Below are 19,055 nucleotides of genomic sequence, written 5' to 3'. Positions count from 1 at the left end.
GGATGGCTCAGGACACCCCGGCGTGCGTCTGGGCGGAGGACTCGGCCGCGGGGACCTGCTGCGGCGCCAGGGCGGTGCGCTGCAGCCAGCCCGCGAGTCCCAGGAGCACCAGGCCCGACGTGCGCAGCGTACGGAGCAGCTCCGCGTTCTGCGCCGCGTCTCCGGGCAGCAGGGGCCCCAGCCACATGCGGGCGTCGTAGAAGAGCCACATGGCGCCGGAGATGCCCATGGCCCACCACACCCAGGCCAGCCGTCCGCCGCGCAGCATGTACGCGACGCCCAGGATGGGGGCCACCAGCAGGATGGTCGTCATGTCGGCCAGCGTCGACGCCAGGCTGATGACGGCGGACATGGTGCTGATGGCGTCCGTGCCCAGGTGGCGGACCTCGGTGGCCAGCACGGGCACGCCCACGGCCAGCGCGGCCACGGCCGTTCCCACCCACAGCGCGTTGGAGCGGGCGCTCGACGGCGGCTGGAGTCCGGACTGCCGGTACGTCATCGCCAGCAGGATGAGCGCGTACGTCGTGCTGACGTTCGCGAGCACGACGACGAGCATTCGGACGGGCAGCAGCGGTGACTGGGTGAAGGGCACGTCCGGCACCGCGTGGAGCCAGTAGCTGCGCAGCGCGGTGCTGACCAGCGACAGGAGCGCGCCGGCGGCCAGGCCGCCCCACACCTTGCGCAGGTAGTCACCCTGGACGAACGAACGGGCCGCCGCCAGCGTCCCGAGTACGGCCAGCACGCCGCTGCCCCAGCCCGCGACGTCATGCACGAGCGCGAGCGAATGCTGCGCGTCCAGCGCGGAGGCCGCCGCGAAGGCGTGCGCCAACTGGAGCACGAGCACCGCGCCGAACCAGGGCACGATGCTCCCGGCCGCGCGGCCCGTCGACTGAGTGCTCATCGCAGCTTCTCCAAGGAGGCGGAAATCTCCGCCAGGATGACCTTCGCGTGCAGGGCGCCGATGAAGGTGTTCAGCATGGGCTTGAGGCCTTCGAGCAACTGCGGGAGGTCTTCTCGCTTGAGTTGCTCGGGGGGCCGCTTGAGGGTCCGCAGGGCGGCGGTCTGGATGGCCATCTTCGCGGTGAACCCGCCGAGGAGTGGTTCCAGGTGCCGCACGAGCGTGTCGTGCCAGCCGGCGGGGGAGGTCTGGGAGGTCGAAGGGAGAATCGCGCCACCTCCTGGTGGAAACCTGGAGCGTAGGCAGATTCCAGCCCGCACACGAGGGGCACACCCTGTCTGGCCATGCGGAATCCCTCTCGTTATACAGGTTTTTCTTTGAGAACATGGACCTGAGCCGGGCCCTGCGGGCGGGAGCTGCGGTGCTGACAGTTTTTCCCGGAGGTGACGCGCCGGGGGCGCCCCCTAGAATGCGCCGGCTCGTTCCGCGAGAACCCATGAACGCCCCACATCTTCGTGATGCCCCGCCGCCCTCCGTGACAGCCGCCCCCCGTCCGCATGCCGTGCCAGCGCCCGCGCCGCGGAGGTACTGGGACTGGCTCAAGATGGGGCTGGGGGCCCTGGTGGCCCTGTGGGGGGCGAACCTCGTCTTCGTCGGCGCGCTGGGCGTGATGGTGGGCGCCGTGCAAAGCGTCTCTCCGGACGAGGGGAAGACGACCGCGGATGGCGTGGGCATCCTGCTGGTCGCGGCGGTGTTCTTCGCCGTGGGCCGCTTCGCGTGGAAGAAGGGGCTGTCTCCCTTCCGGGCCGCGCGCCGCCGCGAGCAGCTGCTGGGCTTCATCCGCGCGCAGACGCGCATCCGCGTCAGTGACGTGGCCGAGCAGCTCCGGTTCCCGGAGGAGGAGGTCGCGGCGATGCTCACCACGCTCATCGCCCGTCACGAGGTGGACCTCGTCTATCTCGCCGACTCGCGCGTTTACCTTCACCGCGAAGCTTTGGAGCGGGGGAAGAACGTCGCCCGGCGTTGTCCTTCGTGTGATGCCCCCGTGAGCGCGGAGGCCGTCCAGCCGGGGGACAAGGTGGTTTGCGCCTACTGCGCCGCGCCATTCCTCGTGGCGTAGGACAACAGACCTCCCCTTGCGGTGCGTTCGGGTTGCCGGGACCCTGAATCTTTGGCAATCGGAAGGCGCACAGCGCCGTAGTGGCTCCGTCATTCGACGAGATGCCAGGTCATCCAGGGGAGGTCCGATGAGGAAAGTATTCGGAGCGGTAGCACTGGCCGCGTTCACCGGCTGCGCGACCACGCAGGAAGCCCAGAAGCCGGAGACACCGCCCGCCGTCGAAGCGGCGAAGGTGGAAGCGCCCGCGGAACAGCCGAAGCTTCAGGTCCCCGTGGACTACTACAAGCTCGACAACGGCTTGAAGGTGGTCCTCTCGCGCGACAGCTCGGCGCCCAAGGCCGTCGTCGCCGTCTATTACAACATCGGCTTCCGCATCGAGCCGAAGGACCGCACCGGGTTCGCGCACCTGTTCGAGCACATGATGTTCCAGGGCTCGACGAACCTCGGGAAGATGGAGTTCATCCGCCTCATCCAGAAGAACGGCGGCGTGCTCAACGGCTCCACCCGCTTCGACTTCACCAACTACTTTGAAGTCATCCCCTCCAACGCGCTGGAGCCCATCCTCTGGGCCGAGGCCGACCGCATGCGCGGGCTCGACGTGACGGAGGAGAACCTGAAGAACCAGCAGGGCGTGGTGACGAACGAGGTGAAGGTCAACGTCCTCAACCAGCCTTATGGCGGCTTCCCGTGGCTGGACATGCCGCAGGTGGCGAACACCAACTGGTACAACGCCCACAACTTCTACGGCGACTTGAAGGACCTGGAGGCCGCCTCGCTGGAGGACGTGCGCGCCTTCTTCAAGACGTACTACGCGCCCAGCAACGCGGCGCTGGTCATCGTCGGTGACTTCGAGCCGGACCAGGTGAAGGGCTGGATTCAAAAGTACTTCGGGCCGCTGCCCACCGTGGCGCAGCCGTCGAAGCCGGACATCTCCGAGCCTCGCCAGACGAAGGAGAAGCGCCACGACAAGCAGGACAAGCTGGCGCAGCGTCCGGCGCTCGCGGTGGGCTACCACATGCCCGACGTGGGGACGCCCGAGTACTTCGCCATGGCGCTGGTCGACGAGGTCCTCCTGCGCGGCAACGACAGCGCGCTCTACCAGCAGCTCGTGCAGAAGAAGGGCCTGACGGGCGAGGTCGCCGGTGGGGTGAACCAGCTGGGCAACCACTGGAACTACAACGGCCCCATGCAGTGGACCGCGTACCTGTTCCATGACGCGGACACGACGACGGAGACCATCCTCGCGGAGTTCGACGGCGTGGTGGCGCAGCTGCAGAACCAGCCCATCGACGCGGCGACGCTGGAGCGGGCGCGGGTGAAGGCGCGCTCGCGGCTGTATGGCCAACTGGAGGGCTTGTTCGGCTTCGGCCGCGCGGACCTGCTGGCGTCCTTCGCGCTCTTCTTCGACGACCCGGCGCGCATCAACCGGCTGGAGTCGGAGCTGATGAAGGTGACGCCGGAGCTCATCCAGAAGACGGCGAAGGAGTATCTGCGCCGTGAGAACCGCACCGTGCTGACGGTGACGCCCGCCGCGGCGACCGCCACCCAGACGCAGGCCCCCTGAGGACACGCACCCATGACCACGCACTCAATTCGCACCCGCCTTGTCGCGCCCGCGCTGATGGTGCTCGGGATGCTGTCCGCGCCTGCCTTCGCGGCCGCTCCCGCCCCGGCGCCTACCAAGGAAGCGCCTCCGGCCGCCGCCGCGCCCAAGCCCTTCAAGGTCCCCGTCCGCACGCAGTTCAAGCTCGACAACGGGCTGGAAGTCTCGCTGCTGCCCTATGGCGACATGCCGAAGGTCGCCATCCAGTTGGCCATCGACACCGGCAACATCCACGAGAAGGCCACGGAGACGTGGCTGGCGGACCTGACCGGCAAGCTGCTGTCGGAGGGCACCACGACCCGTTCCGCGGAGCAGATTGCCCAGGCGGCCGCGCAGCTCGGTGGTTCGCTCAACATCGGCACGACGATGGACCAGACCTACGTCGGTCTGGAGGTCCTCTCCGAGTCGGCGCCGGACGCCGTGGCCCTCATCGCGGACGTCATCCAGAACCCGGCCTTCCCGCCGGCGGAGGTCGAGCGCGTCAAGGGCGACCTCGTGCGGGAGATGGCCATCTACAAGAGCCGGCCGGGCACGCTCGCCGACGAGCGGCTGCTCCAGTCGCTCTACGGTGACCACCCGTATGGCCGCTACTTCCCGCCGGAGGCCCAGCTCAAGGGCTACACGCCGGAGGCCGTCCGCGCGCACTACGACGCCAACATCGGCGCGGCCCGGGCGCGGCTGTACGTCGTCGGCCGGTTCGAGCCGGCGCCGGTGGAGAAGGCCATCCGGGACGCGTTCACCGGCTGGAAGGCCGGCGCGGCGCGGCTCAAGAACGTGCCCAAGCAGAAGGTGGCGAAGGCGGTCCAGTTCATCGACCGCCCTGGCTCGGTGCAGTCCACGGTGCGCGTGGCGGTGAAGGGCCTGCCGCCCTCCAGCCCGGACTACGTCAAGCAGACGGTGATGAACACGCTGCTCGGTGGCTACTTCAGCTCGCGCATCACCGCGAACATCCGCGAGGCGAAGGGCTACACGTATTCGCCCTACAGCGAGGTGTCCACGCACCTGGAGGACGCCTACTGGGTGCAGAACGCGGACGTGACGACGGCGGTCACCGGCGAGTCGTTGAAGGAGATCCTCAAGGAGGTGGCCACCCTGCGCAAGACGCCGCCGCCCGCGGACGAGCTGAGCGCTGTCCAGAGCTACCTGGCGGGCTCCTTCCTGCTCCAGAACGCGTCGCGCAACGGCATCATCTACCAGCTCCGCTTCGTGGACCTGCACGGCCTGCCGGATTCGTACTCGCAGAACTACGTGCAGGCGGTGATGGCCGTCACGCCGGAGCAGGTGCAGCAGCTGGCCGCGAAGATGCTGACGCGTGAGGCGATGACCTTCATCGTCGTGGGCGACCAGAAGGTGGTGGCGCCGCAGCTGAAGGTCGTGTCCCCCGCGCTGAAGTAGGTCCCGGGAGGGCGGGGGCCATCGTGGGCCTCCGCCTTCCAGGTTTGAGCATTGAGCGTCCAGGTTCACCGTGCCTTGATACGTGGCCATGTCCCTGCTCGATGACCTGCTCAAGAAAAGCTCGCTCCACACGCGCTGCGGCACCCTGGCGAAGCGGGCCGCGCTCAAGGCGAAGCTGACGAACTCCGGTGCCACGGAGGTGGTGTCCAAAGACCTGAAGCTCTCCGAGGGCGATGACCGTGTCCTGGAAGCGTCACGCGTCGTGGTGAAGGGCAACCTCGTCCTGGAGGACCAGTCCCGGCTGCTCGTCGCGGGCGACCTGGTGGTGGAGGGCAACATCATCCACGAGGGCTTCGACTACGCGCTGCTCTTCACGGGCGGCGCGCTCTCCGCGAAGAACCTGCTCTTCCACGGCGAACTGGTGTCGCTGGGCCCCATCACCGTGCAGGAGGTGGCGTGGACCTACTACAACGACTATTCGACCTACGCGGATTCTCTGAAGGCGAGAATCGTCGTGGCGGATGACCGCTTCGATGCCGTGGATGACGTGCGGGCGGACCACCGCCTGGTCGGACACAGCAGTGTCATCGGTCCGGAGCTGACGAAGCTGCTGAGCGCGGACGTGGTGAGCAAGGACGGAAGCTGGTCCTACGAAGATGTCGCGAAGCGGCTTCTCCGCAAGCGGCCACTGCTGCGTTGAGCGCCATGGACTGCGCGCGGCAACGCGCTACCGTGCGTGTACCAGGGCTCGTCCTGGTTCGTGGTTGGAGTTCGCATGGCGAAGACGTCGAGTGAGAGCCCGGTGGCGGAAGCGGTGGAGCGGCTCAAGTCCTTCGTGGAGGAGAAGGAGGACATGTCCGTGGAGTTCTCCGAGCCCGTGACCGCCGAGGCGGTGGCGCATCTGGAGAAGAAGTACAAGCTGCAATTGCCTCCCAGCTACGTGCATTTCATCCGCACGCACGGCACCTTCAAGGTGCTGTACGGCGGGCAGGAGCTCATTGGCATGGAGGAGCCAGGCTTCCTGCGCGCGGCCGCGCCGGACCCGTCGGACGCGGTGGATGGCGACGACTCCGATGTGGCGGACGCCATCAACGAGGCGCTGTTCTTCCAGCGAAAGGATGACGACGCGGTGGAGAACTTCTGGTGCTTCAATCCGCGTGACCGCACGCCGGAAGGCGAGCTCGGTGTCGTCGCCTACAACCACGACGAGACCTTCGGGCTCCCTCCGTTGCTGGGCACGAAGCACGCCCATCACTTCCGGGACTTCTCGACGCACATCGTCACCGTCATCGACGATTTCATCGAGACCTACGCGAACGAGTAATCCCGCGCCGGGCGGATGCGCCTGTCAGCGTGGGACGACTGACAGGCTGAATCGTCCGCAAGCGCTGCATCTTGACCGATGCCCCGGTGAGCGCCCCCTCTGTGACGGGGCGCCCTCGGACTCCGCGTCGCCGTGACTCAGAGGCAGTTGCCCAGACCTTCGTAGAGGGTGGTCTGGGTGCGCGGCAGCGTGGCGTAGAGCGGAGACGTGCCCGCGAGCGCCGTCAGGAACTCCTGAATCGTGGTGCGCGGGGCGACAGGCGCCTGGCAGGCCCAGGTCCGCGCATCCACCGTCACCGCGCCCGTCGCCGGGTCGACTTCCTCGTTGCTGGCGGCGAAGACCCAGACGCACTGGCCCAGCCGGCCCGTCAGGGCATTCACGGAGCAGCGGAAGCGCAGCGACTCGATGTTGCTGTATTCGCCCTCGCAGAACGTGTCGCCACAGATGTCATCGAAGTTCTGCTTCAGCGAGGCCCGGAGCTGGTACCACGCCTCGATGTCCGCCTCCGACGTCAGGTAGGCGGAGACGTCCACATACGAGTTGGCGATGGTGCCCCCGGACGCCAGGGCAGACATCGGCGCAAGAAAAGACAGGCTCAGGGCGGCAACGGAAAACGGGGAGGAGAGGGTCATGCGGCCTATTTAGTCCGTCCTCCACGTTTGTGAATCCACTCCCCATGGGCTGACACGGAGTCTTGACTGCACTTCGATAGGAATTCTCCAGTCCTGGCACCCCGGCCGAAGCCCAGGCTTTGTGGGCCAGGGCCTCGGCCGGGGAGGGCCGCCTCAGTCCTTCTTCAGCTGGAGGAGCTCCCAGCCGCCGTCCGGATGGAGATTCATCGGGTTCGCGGTGCCGACGCAGCGCGCCTTCTTGTCGCCCACCAGCGTGCGAACGCCGTCATTTGTGTCGTTGCCCAAGCCCCTGAGCGACTCCGCCACCGCGCTCTTTCTGCCCCCATGTGCTGCCCTGGCGCTCGCGATGCCCGCTGTAGACAGTCACGCATTCATCGTGGGCAGCCATGAGCAAGCGGGGTGCCGTTCCAAGGGTGTCGGTGGGAAGATTCGTGTCCCCGTCGCGGGGGCAGGTGAGCACGGCGCTCGCGCCCCCGGGAACAGGCGTCATGGTGTCTGGTGAATGCCCGCGCGTGTCGGCTGGGGCCGTTGTTTCACACGGGGGGCGTCTTGACACCCCAGGTAGGGCATTTCTTGTGGAGTCATGGGCCGCGCTGCGTGCACAGCGCGGTCCCTTGCACTCTCCAGGTCATGGCAGGAAGGCGCTCTTCACCGCGTCTAGCAGCGGATTGGCGCCGGTCTGTGGGTCGGTGCATCCCTGGTTGATGGTCCAGATGATGGTGCCTCCGTATCCGTTGTCATGGGCGAAGGCGCCCTTGGCGGCAATGGTTTGGGGTGAGTCATACGAAATCCACCGCACCGTGCCGTCCTCCACGGGGACGTCGAAGGTGACGTAGCTGGCCTTCGCCGCCTCGTCCCAGTGGTAGACGCCCGTCGCCGACAGCTGGAGAATCTTGCTGTATGTGAAGGAATTGTCGCTGCCCACGTAGTCGGACCAGTCCGTGTACGGCTGATACGGGCCGGTGATGTTCCGCCACGCCATGCCATAGAACGGGATGCCCATGCCCAGCTTGCTCTTGGGGATGCCCGCGTTGGCCCAGGCGCTGAGGCTGGAGGATACGGACGTGGGGTGGTTGCCCGCCTCGCCCGTGAGCGCGGAGGTGTACCAGGACAGCCAGCCGCCCCAGGGGCCCGTCATCTCGTAGGTCATCACGTTCATCTGGTCCAGGTAGGGGACCAGGTTGGTGAACCACGGGTCCGCATCCTCGGGGAAGTTGCTGTTGACCCAGCCGATGGGCATGGTGAGCAGCATCTGCGGCCGGGCCGCGCGCAGCGCCTGTATCAGCGCGAGCAACGCCGGCTTGTCCGCCTGTTCCACCGGCTCCCAGTCGATATCCAGGCCGTCATAGCCAAAGGTATCCATCGCGTTGAGCAGGTTCTGGACGAACTGGGCGCGGTTCGCGTTGGACGCCGCGCCGACCCAGCCGTCGTGTTCACCCGCGCCGCCCACCATGATGATGGCCTTGCGTCCGGCCGCGTGCGCCCGCGTGGACAGCGTCCGCGCGATGGCCGGGCCATTCGAGTTGTCGAACTGGGTGTTCACCGTCCCATCCGGATTGGGAGTGACGCGGCCGACGAGGATGTGCGTGAGCGCGGAGAAGTCCACCTTCTCCGGCGGGTACATGTCGGCGTTCCAGCCGGTGTAGTAACCCGACACCCACGTACCGCTCGGCGGCGGGGGCGTGTTCGGGACGGTGACGGTGGCCACCGCCGACTTCGTGGGGTCGGCCTGGCTCGTCGCGACCACGTGGTAGGTGCCCGCGATGGCCGGAGCGGTGTACAGGCCCGCCTGCGTGACGGTGCCTCCCGCCGCGCCCTCCTGCACGGACCACGTCACCGCCGTGTTGGTGCTGCCCGTCACCGTGGCCGTGAAGGCCTGCGTCCCCCCGGCCGGAACCGTAGCGGAGGTGGGGGTGATGGCCACCTCCACGGGGGGAGGCGGCGCGGCCATGCCACGCACGCCCAGCTCGTCGAAGTAGAGCGTGGGCAGGCTCAGTCCCCGGCCTTCCTGGAGAGCCAGGCCCGTCAGCCGTGCCCCCTGCGGCGCCAGGAGGGAGATGGGAACGGTGCACGTCACCCAGGTGTTGGCGCGGATGCGGCCTCCGGTGCAGTACGGCCCCAGCTCGGTGCCAGGCGTGAAGGCGCCATTCACCACGGCCCGGGTCAGCACCACCGCGTTGTTGCCGCCCGTCCCGCCATGGACGCGCAGGGTGAGCGTCATGCCCGCGTTCGAGGTGATCGGCGATGTATTGAAATACAGCGCCTCCCAGGCGCGCATCGTCACGGAGATGGAGTAGCGCCCCGCCGCGACAGGGGAGGTGTTGGTGAGCGAGTGGGGGGCCCAGGAGTAGTCCTGCCACGGTGCTTCCATGGCATCGCGGTAGATCCAACTCGTCGTGACGGGGACCAGCTCGGGGGGCTCGCCTTCGTTCCCGTCAACCACTGCCGCGGGAGGCCTTGCTTCCGCCTGGGCGGCCCACGCCGTGCTGCCGCCAGAAGCCAGGACCATGGCCATCCATGAAACCAACCATACGACCAACCGGTTCATTCGCTTCTCCTGTCGAGGCCCGTCGGAATTCCTCGCTCACTCTCGGTGAGCCGTGCTACACGGTCTCGCTGCCTGACTGAGATTGACGGGCCTCGGGCAACCTGGGGGAGGAGCCCTTCATGGCAAAGCCCTCCCCAAGGTCGCCTCAATCACTGTCAATGTGACAGTGGGGATTTATTTATCTGGGAGGTGTCTCGGATTCCGCATCCGAGCGCCGGACAGGCGCCTCGCGGGACCAGGGATGCGGTGACATTCCCTCAGTCGGCCCAGCGCAGCCACTGCTTTCGAACAGGGCCAGGCGCGGTCGCCTCGTTCCGGGATGTATTGATGGTGAGTTGTATTTGTATGTCTATTGCTGCCAGCGGCCCGGGTGGCCAGCGCGTGGGCACGCCTTCTGGCCACCCGGGCATCACGTCAGTGTTGCGGCTCCACCCGGAGGGCGCCGGCGGGCGGTTGCGCCGATTCCAGGGGGATGAAGACCTGCTGCGTCTGGCCTTGTGTCCAGTTCGAATTCCAGACGAAGACGGTGACGCTGCCCGGCGTGGTGGCTCGGAAGTAGAAGCGGCCCTGGGCCTGGGGGTTCCCCAGGTCGAGCGTCGTCACCGCGGGGCCCGCGCAGGCGGGGTCGGTGTAGAACTGGATGCCGGGGGAGGCCGGGCCCGCTGAGGTGATGTTGAAGCCCGTCATGGCGGGCACGGCCAGGTTCCCGCTCACGTCCTGGGTCTGGACGATGAGCGGGCCGGAGCAGAGGCCCACTGGGACCTGCCGAGGGGGATTGAGGAAGGCGAGGCTCGCTGCCGGACCTGCGAGCACATCCACGGCGAAGGTGGAGCCAGGGAGGGTGGCCGGGTCATACCCCGCGCCGGTGATGACGTTGGAGTGAATGACATTGCCAGTTCCCAGGTCCGAGATTCCGGCTTGGTAGACGTAGCCATTCGTCACCCCGTCGAAGTGGAGCGTATTGTCCACGACCTGGATGTTCGTCAGCACCGCCGGAGGGCTTTGATCCGCGTTGCCCTGGGACAGGTAGACGCCGATGTCGTTGTTGAAGAGTTGGTTGCCTTGAATGAGGACGTCCGTGGAAAACGGGCCCCCATACATCGGCCCACCGTAGACGAGGATTCCGCTGGCGACGCCCTCTCCGGTGTAGGAGTGCCCGGAGATGAGGTTGTTGACGATGTGTCCGGTGGCCCCGAGCCCGATCTGGATTCCGGACTGGGCGACGTTGCCGATGGGACCGGCGCCCACCAGCCGGTTGTTGGTGATGTCCACCACGACATTGCCAACCGCCACGACGCCGGCCTTCTGGTATCCGAGCAGGAGATTGTTCTGGACACCGACGTGTTGCGTCGGGCTCAACGGGTCCTGGTTGCGAATCAGGATGCCAGTGCCCTCCTGGCAGCCGCCGGTTCCGTCTCCCTGGCGGATGTTGAAAATCTGGGTGTTGATGACGGAGCCCGTCGCACTGTCGAACCGGATGCCGACGAGCGCGTCCTCTCCCGTGTCGCAGACGTCCGAGAGCTCATTCAACATGAGCCTGAGGTTCATGTAGAACGCGCTGCCGCCGCAGTTGCGCGCGATGGCGCCCTTGAAGCGGTCTCCCGGAGGGTCCAGCGCCATGATGAAGTGCCCTGCCCCATCCAGGACGTATCCATCCGGAATGAGCAGGGTGGAGTAGGTGGCGCAGTTGCCCGCCAGCGTCAGAACGTTTCCGTTCTGGAAGACAGGGCAGGGAATGTACCCGCAGGTGAGGTCCTGGAAGCCCTCTTGGGGGGCCTCCGTGCTCAGCGCTGCCGTGTGGAGGTCTTCACTGGGGCTGCTGTGGACCTCTTCATGACTGGGTTCCTCGCCCGAGCACCCCACGACTGGCAGTGACAGGGTTCCAACCAGAAGGCTTCCGAAACATCGCCATCGATTTCGACTCATGAACGCTCCTCTCTCTGAGCGCGTGCTCAGTGAGAGGGACTGGATAGTGTGAAGTCGTGCAGCGTCATATGGACTCCACGGATGGTGATGGCGCTGGATGTGGACAGTCGCCCCTGCTCGGGTCCAGGTGAGATGTCCAGCAGGGGGTGGATGTGATTGGCGCGCGACGGAACGCGGGTGGGGCAAAGGTAGGATGACGCCCCAGGAACCGCGCGCCGGACCAGGGCGTGGCCCTGGGGCGGAGCCTTCGGCCGGGCCGCTCGAGCATGGGGGACAGGCCCTGGCAACGCTTGACGCGGTGCCGTCAGTGTCCACGTCGCGCAGTTGACGGGAGGGTGCCCCGCAGGGGGGCTCCCCGGAAGGTCGGCTGACGCGTTGCATGGGAGGCAGGGGCCTCGCGCCGCCGGGAAGCTCCCGGTAACGTTTCGAATTCCTTTCCCGCCGGAGGATGCCGTCATGACGTTCTTGGACACGCAGAACCCCTGGCGCCTCGCGGGCGTGTTGTTGCTGCTCGTCACCGCGGGGTGTCACCTGGAGGACCCGCTGCCCATCCAACTGGAGCCCTCCGCGTCGGCGCGGGTGATGGTGGTGCTGCCGCGCACGCTGACGCCCGGGCCCGTCACGGAGGTCCGTGCCACGCTCACGCCCGCGGAAGGAGAAGGAGCGGGCGCGGTGCTCTCTGGCGGCGACGGCCTGTGGCAGGGGCTGGTACGGCAGATTGCCTCCGGGCGAGCGGCTGAGGCGAGTGCGACCGTCCGCGGCGATGGCGGTGAGGTCCTGGCGCACATCGACGTCCAGAACGTGGTGATAGGCGCGCACCGGACGGCGCTGGTCGTCCTGGTCCCGCGAGCCCCCAGTTCCGGCGTGCCCGGAGCGCCTTTCATCGACGCGGTGGTGGGCTCGTTGGCGGAGGTCCGGCCCGAAGGGCAGGTGGCGCTGCGCGCGGTGGCGGAGTCCGCGTCCGGGGATGGGGCGCTCACGTATGCCTGGCGGGCCTCGGCTGGAAGCTTCAGCGACGCCAGCGCCGTGGCGCCCGTCTGGACGGCGCCAGAGGCGTCCGGCTTCGTGACCTTGACGCTCCAGGTGACGAACGCGGTGGGCCAGGGGGCCACGCTGGACTTCCCCGTGCGAGTGGCCCGGGACCATGGCTTCGGAGCGGACAGCGTGGCCGCCTTCAATCGCTGGCCGTTGATGGTGGAGCTGGGCTCCCTTCCTTCTGGCGAGGTCCCGTATGGAGACGCCCTCCAACTGCAAGCGGAAGGCTGGGACGAAGACGGAGACACGCTCACCTACGCATGGACGGCCAGTTGCGAAGGCACCTTCGATGACGCGAGCGCGCGGTCGCCTCGCTTCACGCCGTCCACGCCGCCCTCGGGGGCCTGTGGCGCGTGCCAGTTCCACGTCACGATGCGGGATGGCCGAGGCGGTGAGCACGTGGGCTCGGTCGCCGTGTGCGTGGTGCAGCGGCTGCCGCCCATCATCGTCTCCACGGCCCAGTCGCGGCCGGAGGCCGTGAGCGCGGAGCCCGTCCTGCTCCAGGCGGTGGCGGAGGATCCGCGCGGCGAGGCGCTCACCTTCCAGTGGTCCGCGAACACCGGCCTCCTGGGAACCGCCACCCAGGACGGGACGCGGAGCGAGGTGCCCTGGTCCGCGCTGTCCTGTGTCCCGGCGGGCGTGGAGCCCTCCGTGCGGCTCACCGTCACGAATGTCTCGGGGATGAGCGCGACGCACGTATTCCGGATTCGTTGGGACGACCGGCGCTGTGGGGCGTTTCCTCCCTGCTCCGCCCGGTGGGAGAACGGCCGCGTGACCTTGACGGCGGACTGCACGACGGAGGGCACGCTGTACATCCCGGACGGAGTCACCTTCGACGGCGCCGGGCACGTGGTGACTGCGGTGGACCCCGAAGGCGGCCACTTCCAGGGCGCCGTGCTCCGCAACCGGGGAGACACGGCCCACGTCCACGACGTGACGGTGGCGGCGCGCGGCCTGTCGGACCTGCCGTGTGATGCGGGCGAGGCCGGCTTGAGTGGCATCCGCTTCACCGGGGCGAGTGGTTCCATCACCGATAGCGAGGTGCGCGCGCTGCACCAGGGCGCGGGCGAGGGCGGCTGCCAGGAGGGCGTGGCCATCGAGGTACGAAACGCCCAGGACGCGTCCCGCGTGGTCCAGGTGGAGGTCCTGCGCAACCACGCCGTGGGCTACCAGAAGGGGGGCATCGTGGCCTCGGGCCGGGTGGACGTGGCCGTGGAGGACAACGTGGTGGAGGGCGGCGGTCCGTCGGCCGTCATCGCCAGGAATGGCATCCAGTTGAGCTTCGGCGCCACGGGACAGGTGCTGGGCAACCGCGTCACCGGCAACATCTATACGGGGACAGGCTATGTGGCGGCCGGCATCCTCGTCGCAGGTGGGGCCTACTACAATGGTCCGGTGTGCGAGGACGTCCTCATCCAGGGCAACACGCTGGAGGCGAACGACATTGGCATCGACCTGTCGCAAGCGGAGGCGGATGGCGGGCCGCTGGCGCAATCCTCACGGTTGCTCGTGGTGGAGAACACGTTGAGCCATGACGTGGTGGCGAACGGCGTGCCGTATCAGGCGGCCATCTCCGACCTGGGCGGGGCCAACGTCATCAGCCGCAACCGCATCAGCGGCGCGGGCTATGCCAGGGAGACCCTGCCGGGCGCCACCTTCGACGTGGACGTGGTGGCGGGCGCGGCGGCGCAGGTGGCCTTCCTGACGCCCCCGCAAGACGTGGCGGCGGGTGCGTGCTCCGAGGCGTTGGTGGTGCAGAGCCAGGACGCCATGGGCAACCTGTCCGCCCTGGCTTCGACCCTGCTGCTGGTGGAGGCGCAGGGGAACGTTGGCGGGGTGACCTTCTTCCGGGACGCGGCGTGTACGCAGGCCGTGGTGCCTCTGAATGGCAGCGGCGCCATGGCCCTGGAGGGACCGCAGCAGGAAGCGGTGTTCTATTTCCGCGCGGAACAGTCAGGCGCCCTGGAGGTTCGGGTGCGAGGCGACGGGGTGAGTGCCTCTCAGATGCACGTGGTGCGTTAGACGGGACGGAGTGCGTCGAGGCATTGAATAAAGCCATGGCCGTGGCCGTCGCGTTGCTCGTGGCCCCGGACCTGTCTGGCTTCGGTCTCTGTCGTAGACTCCGTGGGATGGAAGGGGCCAAAGTCACTTCCACTTCCACTGGTTCGTCATGACTCCGACTCCCTTCGGGCCCGCCTACACCCTCCAGACCGCACGAACCCTGCTCCGCTGCTGGTCACCCGCTGACGCCGCGCGTGCGCTCCGCGCCATCGACGCCAGCCTCGACCACCTGCGCCCCTGGTTGGACTGGGCGCGGCACTACCCCATCAGCGTGGAGCAGCAGGCCGCCGTCCTGCGGCGCTTTCGCGGAACCTTCGACCTGGGACAGGACTTCACCTATGCCGTGTTCGACCGGGGTGGGACGGAGGTCCTGGGCGGCTGCGGGCTGCATCCTCGTGTGGGCGAGGGGGGCCGGGAGATAGGGTATTGGATTGCGGCCCAGCACACCGGTCAGGGGCTCGCGACCGAGGTGGCGGCGGCGCTCGTCCGGGTCGCGTTCGAGCTGGATGGCCTGCGCCGGGTGGAGATTCACTGCGACCCGCTCAACGTGCCGAGCGTCGCGGTGGCCCGCAAGCTGGGCTTCACCCACGAAGGCACCTTGCGGCAGCGCCTCCAGGCCGCTGACGGCTCGTGGCGCGACGTGATGCTCTGGACCCTCCTGGCGGAGGACTACCGGGCCAGCCCCGCCGCCGCGAGCGACCTGGAAGCGTTCGACGTGCTGGGGCAGAAGCTGCTGTAGTCCCTCTGCTCAGGGGGCCTGGTCCTCGCGCTCCTTCCAACGGTTCATTCGCGGGCGGGCGAATCAAGACGCCCACCCGCTGGGGAGCAGCGGCCCGAACCTGGCCGTCCGCATGAAGAACCTCGTCTGAGGCGTCTCTTCCGGCTCGACGGCTCGCGCAGGTACCAGGGCGTGTTGATGACGACGATGTGGGGCCCTCCGCGAACCAGGAGCATCATCTTCAACAGCGTGGCGGTGTGGCTGGGGATGATGAAGTGGTGCCAGCGGCGCTCGACGAGCTCTGGCACCAGCACCGCGATGAACCGGCCCGGATGCTCCGCGGCGAGCTTGTGGACGTAGCCCAGCAGCGGGTCCACGACCTGGCGGTAGGTCGGCACGAGCACGTCCAGTCGTGGCACCGGCCGTCCGGCCTTCCGAAGGGGCGCGGCCACCTGCCACTCCCAGCGCTGCACCAACTGCTCCTGGGCGTCCGGTTGTCCTCGGACCTGCACGGCGTACACATCCGGGGACATGGACAGGGCCAGCCGCAGGCCCTTCTGCGCCACCCGGTCCAGGCGACGGAGGGGCACCACCACCACGGGCGCGGCGAGCGGCTGCACGGGGATGGGGTGGGGCGTCTCGGTGGCGGCGTGGATGCGCTCGGCGTGGCGCCGGGAGGTCCGGAGCAGCGCGTAGGTCAGGGGAATGAAGACGACGGTCAGCCAGGCGCCCTCTTCAAACTTGGCCGTCGCCACCACGGCCAGCGCCAGGGCGGTGCAGGCCGCGCCCACGCCATTCACCCACTGGAACCGCCGCGTGCCGCGTCCGCCCATGCGCCGCCAGTGCATGACCATGCCGAGCTGGGACAGGGTGAAGGCGGACAGCGCCCCCACCGCGAACAGCGGGATGAGGTGGTCCGTCACGCCGTTGAACACCACCAGCAGCACGGCGGCCAGCAGGGACAGGGTGACGATGCCCGTGGAATACACGAGGCGCTGGCCCACGTGGGCGAAGGCCGGAGGCAGGTTGCTGTCGAGCGCCAGCGCGCGGCACAGGCGAGGGAAGTCCGCGAAGCTCGTGTTGGCGGACAGGCAGAGCACGCAGACGATGGCCGCCAGCGTCACGTAGTAGAAGACGCCGCGCCCGGTGACGGCGGCCACGACCTGGGACAGCACGCTCTGGTAGCCGGCCTGGCCCGGCGCGGTCGCGCCAATGTCATAGGCGTGGCTCATCCACGCCACGCCGCAGAGCAGCATCACCAGGATGCTCACGATGCCCAGCAACGTCCGGCGCGCGTTGCGGACGCGGGGTTCGCGGAAGATGGGCACGCCGTTGCTGACGGCCTCGATGCCCGTCATCGCCGTGCAGCCGTTCGCGAAGGCATGCATCAACAGCCAGAGGCTCGCCATGGCCGTGCTCTCCGGGAGCCGGGGCGGGGCGACGACGGGCACGGGGCTGCCATTGGACGTGAGCACCTTCCAGATGCCGATGAGCAGGGTGATGCCCAGGCAGCCGACGAACAGGTAGGTGGGCAGCAGGAAGGCCGAGCCCGCGGTACGGACGCCTCGCAGGTTCACCACCATGATGAAGCCGAGCAGCACCAGGCACAGGAGCAGGGTGTGGGGGAACAGGCTGGGGACGGCGGAGACGAGCGCGCCCACGCCAGCGGAAATGGCCACCGCGACGTTGAGCACGTAATCCAACGCCAGCGCGGAGGCCGCGAGCAGCGCGGGCTTCACGCCCAGGTTGGCGCGGGCCACGGAGAACGAGCCGCCGCCGTCGGGATACGCGGCGATGGTCTGCCGGTAGGAGAACTGCACCACGAGCAGCAGCGCGACGATGATGCCGGTGAGCAGGCCGATGTACCGCGGCCCGGCGCTGCCCAGCACGAGCATGGCGGTGAGCGCGGCCTCGGGCCCGTAGGCCGCGGAGGCCAGCGCGTCCAGCCCGAGCACGGGGATGCCTGTCAGCGGACCAATCCTCTCCTCTTCCGCTCGCTCGTTCGGAATGGGCCTGCCGAACAGGACCCGCCACAAGGACATGCCTGAAAGGTAGTGCCGCGTCTCCGGGGGCTTCGACAGGCGACGGGCCTTGCGCCCGGCCTGACTTGGAAAGTTCCTGCGTGCTGCGCACCCTCGTCATGGATTCCCCCTGCATGACGGAGGCGCCATGACCCCGTCCGAGTTGACGGCCGAGCAGCTTCAACACCAGGTGCATTCGTTGGGTGACTGGTTCCACAACCTGGACCTGCACGGCGTGCAGACGGCGCCCCGGCATCCCCTGGGAGACTTCCCGGCCGTGTTCTGGCGGACCTTCCAGCGAGCCTTCCCCAGGGATTTGACGGGCAAGTCCGTGCTCGACATCGGCTGCAACGGGGGCTTCTACAGCATCGAAATGAAGCGGCGGGGCGCGGCCCGCGTGGTGGGCATCGACAGCGACGCGCGCTACCTGGCCCAGGCCCGTTTCGCCACCCAGGTGCTGGGGGTGGACGTGGACCTGCATCAGCTTGACGTGTACGAAGCGGGCGCGCTGGGCGAGAAGTTCGATGTCGTGCTCTTCATGGGCGTGCTCTACCACCTGCGCCATCCCTTGCTCGCGCTGGACCTGCTCCATGAGCACGTCGTGAGGGACCTGCTCATCTTCCAGACGATGGAGCGGGGCAGCGCCCAGGTGGGGCCGGTGGCGGCGGACTACCCCATCTCCGAGCACGCCGTCTTCGACCGGCCGGACTTCCCGAAGCTGCACTTCATTGAACGCCGTTATGCCGGAGACCCCACCAACTGGTGGGTGCCCAATGCGGCATGCACGGAGGCCATGCTCCGCTCCGCCGGCTTCGAATTGCTCGAGCGGCCCGCCCGGGAAATCTACCTGTGCCGACGCAGCACGCGCCCGGAGGTGCTCCAATGATTGAGGCGGTGAAGCTGTGGAATGAACCCAACAACATGTCGCACTGGGACTTCGGGCTGGATGCCGACTGGGCCATCTTCTCCCGGATGGTGCGGCTGGCGGGCGCCGCGGTGCGCGCGGAGAACCCCCGGCTGCCGCGCGTGCTGGGGGGGATGGCGCCCATCGACGTGTCCTTCCTGCGCCGCATGGAAGCGCAGGGCGCCCTGGATGAGGTGGACGTCGTCGCGGTGCATGGCTTCCCGCTCGACTGGAACCACTGGCAGCTCGACGAATGGCCCGAACGCCTGGCGGAGATTCGCGCCGTGTCACGTCACCCTATCTGGGTGACGGAGGTGGGGGTGTCCACCTTCGGCGCTGAGGAGGTGCAGGAGTTCGGCCTGCGTCGCACCGCCGAGCTCCTGCTGGACCAGGTGGACCGCGTGCACTGGTACAGCCTCTACGACCTGCCCAGGGCCTGGCCCGCGACGACACGCCACCGCGAGGCGGAGGGCTCGTCCTACTACCGGCACTTCTACATGGGGCTGCTGCGCGAGGACGGCACGCCCAAGCGGGCCATGCGCCACTTCGCGGACTACACGCCCCAACTGGGCATCTGCCAGTGGTTCCACTTCGAGGACCACCGGCTGGATGACGCCGTGGCCTGGCTGCGAAAGATGGGCGTCCGCAAGCTGCGCACGGGCCTGAGCTGGGCAGACAGCCACCGGCCCGGCGCCGAGGCGTGGTTCGACCGGCAGATGCGCGCGCTCGACGGCTTCGACGTGACGCTGACGTACTGCTTCACCCCCGGCTCCCGGGGCCTCAAGGACCACCACACGAGTCCGCCCCAGCAGGTGGAGGAGTTCGCGGATTTCTGCGCGCGGATGACGCGCCGGTATGCGCAGTGACGCT

General features: G+C 68.0%; 16 protein-coding genes. 9 read left to right on the top strand and 7 right to left on the bottom strand.

The features are described from left to right. Window positions 1-7: 7 nt before the first annotated feature. Complete coding sequence (locus BLU09_RS00255; RefSeq protein ID WP_090484179.1) at window positions 8-901, bottom strand: hypothetical protein; 894 nt, start codon at window positions 899-901, stop codon at window positions 8-10. Continuing rightward, window positions 898-1,116 carry a hypothetical protein gene (locus tag BLU09_RS00250; RefSeq protein WP_002639318.1) on the bottom strand — a complete coding sequence of 73 codons (219 nt, stop codon included), beginning with the start codon at window positions 1,114-1,116 and terminating at the stop codon, window positions 898-900. Before BLU09_RS00250 ends, BLU09_RS00255 begins: the two co-directional genes overlap by 4 nt. A 317-nt stretch (window positions 1,117-1,433) precedes the next feature. On the opposite strand from BLU09_RS00250, the gene BLU09_RS00245 reads away from it, so the two are divergent. From BLU09_RS00245 to BLU09_RS00225, 5 genes are all read left to right on the top strand, one after another. Beyond that, a complete protein-coding gene (locus BLU09_RS00245; RefSeq protein ID WP_244171318.1) occupies window positions 1,434-2,018 on the top strand; it encodes a hypothetical protein in 585 nt (194 codons plus the stop codon). A gap of 127 nt (window positions 2,019-2,145) precedes the next feature. After that, window positions 2,146-3,582, top strand: a complete 1,437-nt coding sequence (locus BLU09_RS00240; RefSeq protein WP_090484175.1) for a M16 family metallopeptidase — start codon at window positions 2,146-2,148, stop codon at window positions 3,580-3,582. A gap of 12 nt (window positions 3,583-3,594) precedes the next feature. Next, window positions 3,595-5,016: a M16 family metallopeptidase gene (locus tag BLU09_RS00235; RefSeq protein ID WP_090484172.1), complete on the top strand. Its 1,422-nt coding sequence runs from the start codon at window positions 3,595-3,597 to the stop codon at window positions 5,014-5,016. An 88-nt stretch (window positions 5,017-5,104) separates the two neighbouring features. After that, a complete protein-coding gene (locus BLU09_RS00230) occupies window positions 5,105-5,716 on the top strand; it encodes a hypothetical protein (protein ID WP_090484170.1) in 612 nt (203 codons plus the stop codon). A gap of 75 nt (window positions 5,717-5,791) precedes the next feature. Continuing rightward, a complete protein-coding gene (locus BLU09_RS00225) occupies window positions 5,792-6,340 on the top strand; it encodes an SMI1/KNR4 family protein (protein ID WP_090484168.1) in 549 nt (182 codons plus the stop codon). Window positions 6,341-6,477: 137 nt separating this feature from the next. On the opposite strand, the gene BLU09_RS00220 is transcribed toward BLU09_RS00225, so the two are convergent. The 4 genes from BLU09_RS00220 to BLU09_RS00210 all read right to left on the bottom strand — a co-directional run bounded on the left by BLU09_RS00220 (window position 6,478) and on the right by BLU09_RS00210 (window position 11,446). Next, entirely contained in the window at window positions 6,478-6,972 is a 495-nt protein-coding gene (locus BLU09_RS00220; protein ID WP_090484166.1) for a hypothetical protein, read from the bottom strand. A gap of 153 nt (window positions 6,973-7,125) precedes the next feature. Next, entirely contained in the window at window positions 7,126-7,257 is a 132-nt protein-coding gene (locus BLU09_RS39755; RefSeq protein WP_261771456.1) for a hypothetical protein, read from the bottom strand. Window positions 7,258-7,600: 343 nt separating this feature from the next. Further along, window positions 7,601-9,520, bottom strand: a complete 1,920-nt coding sequence (locus BLU09_RS00215) for a glycosyl hydrolase family 18 protein (protein ID WP_244171317.1) — start codon at window positions 9,518-9,520, stop codon at window positions 7,601-7,603. A 414-nt stretch (window positions 9,521-9,934) separates the two neighbouring features. After that, window positions 9,935-11,446 carry a right-handed parallel beta-helix repeat-containing protein gene (locus BLU09_RS00210; protein ID WP_090484162.1) on the bottom strand — a complete coding sequence of 504 codons (1,512 nt, stop codon included), beginning with the start codon at window positions 11,444-11,446 and terminating at the stop codon, window positions 9,935-9,937. A gap of 456 nt (window positions 11,447-11,902) precedes the next feature. Here BLU09_RS00210 and BLU09_RS00205 point away from each other — a divergent pair, with 456 nt between their 5' ends. Together BLU09_RS00205 and BLU09_RS00200 are read left to right on the top strand one after the other, a co-directional pair. Beyond that, complete coding sequence (locus BLU09_RS00205) at window positions 11,903-14,503, top strand: right-handed parallel beta-helix repeat-containing protein (protein WP_244171316.1); 2,601 nt, start codon at window positions 11,903-11,905, stop codon at window positions 14,501-14,503. 148 nt (window positions 14,504-14,651) lie between these two features. Continuing rightward, complete coding sequence (locus tag BLU09_RS00200) at window positions 14,652-15,281, top strand: GNAT family N-acetyltransferase (RefSeq protein ID WP_090484158.1); 630 nt, start codon at window positions 14,652-14,654, stop codon at window positions 15,279-15,281. Window positions 15,282-15,325: 44 nt separating this feature from the next. Here the strand turns inward: BLU09_RS00200 and BLU09_RS00195 are convergent, their stop codons facing one another. Then, a complete protein-coding gene (locus BLU09_RS00195; RefSeq protein ID WP_090484156.1) occupies window positions 15,326-17,302 on the bottom strand; it encodes an APC family permease in 1,977 nt (658 codons plus the stop codon). Between the two features lie 127 nt (window positions 17,303-17,429). On the opposite strand from BLU09_RS00195, the gene BLU09_RS00190 reads away from it, so the two are divergent. After that, window positions 17,430-18,167 carry a TIGR04290 family methyltransferase gene (locus BLU09_RS00190; protein ID WP_090484155.1) on the top strand — a complete coding sequence of 246 codons (738 nt, stop codon included), beginning with the start codon at window positions 17,430-17,432 and terminating at the stop codon, window positions 18,165-18,167. Continuing rightward, on the top strand, window positions 18,164-19,051 hold the full coding sequence (locus BLU09_RS00185; RefSeq protein ID WP_090484154.1) for a glycoside hydrolase 5 family protein: 888 nt from the start codon (window positions 18,164-18,166) through the stop codon (window positions 19,049-19,051). The genes BLU09_RS00190 and BLU09_RS00185 overlap by 4 nt, the downstream gene beginning before the upstream one ends. Window positions 19,052-19,055: the final 4 nt, after the last annotated feature.

The sequence above is a fragment of the Myxococcus virescens genome, assembly GCF_900101905.1.
Taxonomy (GTDB): Bacteria; Myxococcota; Myxococcia; order Myxococcales; family Myxococcaceae; genus Myxococcus; species Myxococcus virescens.
This window is presented reverse-complemented; position numbering and strand designations above follow the sequence as displayed.

Excerpts from the sequence above, each read along its gene's own strand:
- BLU09_RS00220 (WP_090484166.1), bottom strand. The coding sequence starts at position 6,972 with ATGACCCTCTCCTCCCCGTTTTCCGTTGCCGCCCTGAGCCTGTCTTTT.
- BLU09_RS00200 (WP_090484158.1), top strand. The coding sequence starts at position 14,652 with ATGACTCCGACTCCCTTCGGGCCCGCCTACACCCTCCAGACCGCACGA.
- BLU09_RS00185 (WP_090484154.1), top strand. The coding sequence starts at position 18,164 with ATGATTGAGGCGGTGAAGCTGTGGAATGAACCCAACAACATGTCGCAC.
- BLU09_RS00190 (WP_090484155.1), top strand. The coding sequence starts at position 17,430 with ATGACCCCGTCCGAGTTGACGGCCGAGCAGCTTCAACACCAGGTGCAT.
- BLU09_RS00255 (WP_090484179.1), bottom strand. The coding sequence starts at position 901 with ATGAGCACTCAGTCGACGGGCCGCGCGGCCGGGAGCATCGTGCCCTGG.
- BLU09_RS00240 (WP_090484175.1), top strand. The coding sequence starts at position 2,146 with ATGAGGAAAGTATTCGGAGCGGTAGCACTGGCCGCGTTCACCGGCTGC.
- BLU09_RS00230 (WP_090484170.1), top strand. The coding sequence starts at position 5,105 with ATGTCCCTGCTCGATGACCTGCTCAAGAAAAGCTCGCTCCACACGCGC.
- BLU09_RS00205 (WP_244171316.1), top strand. The coding sequence starts at position 11,903 with ATGACGTTCTTGGACACGCAGAACCCCTGGCGCCTCGCGGGCGTGTTG.
- BLU09_RS00215 (WP_244171317.1), bottom strand. The coding sequence starts at position 9,520 with ATGAACCGGTTGGTCGTATGGTTGGTTTCATGGATGGCCATGGTCCTG.
- BLU09_RS00210 (WP_090484162.1), bottom strand. The coding sequence starts at position 11,446 with ATGAGTCGAAATCGATGGCGATGTTTCGGAAGCCTTCTGGTTGGAACC.
- BLU09_RS00225 (WP_090484168.1), top strand. The coding sequence starts at position 5,792 with ATGGCGAAGACGTCGAGTGAGAGCCCGGTGGCGGAAGCGGTGGAGCGG.
- BLU09_RS00195 (WP_090484156.1), bottom strand. The coding sequence starts at position 17,302 with ATGTCCTTGTGGCGGGTCCTGTTCGGCAGGCCCATTCCGAACGAGCGA.
- BLU09_RS00235 (WP_090484172.1), top strand. The coding sequence starts at position 3,595 with ATGACCACGCACTCAATTCGCACCCGCCTTGTCGCGCCCGCGCTGATG.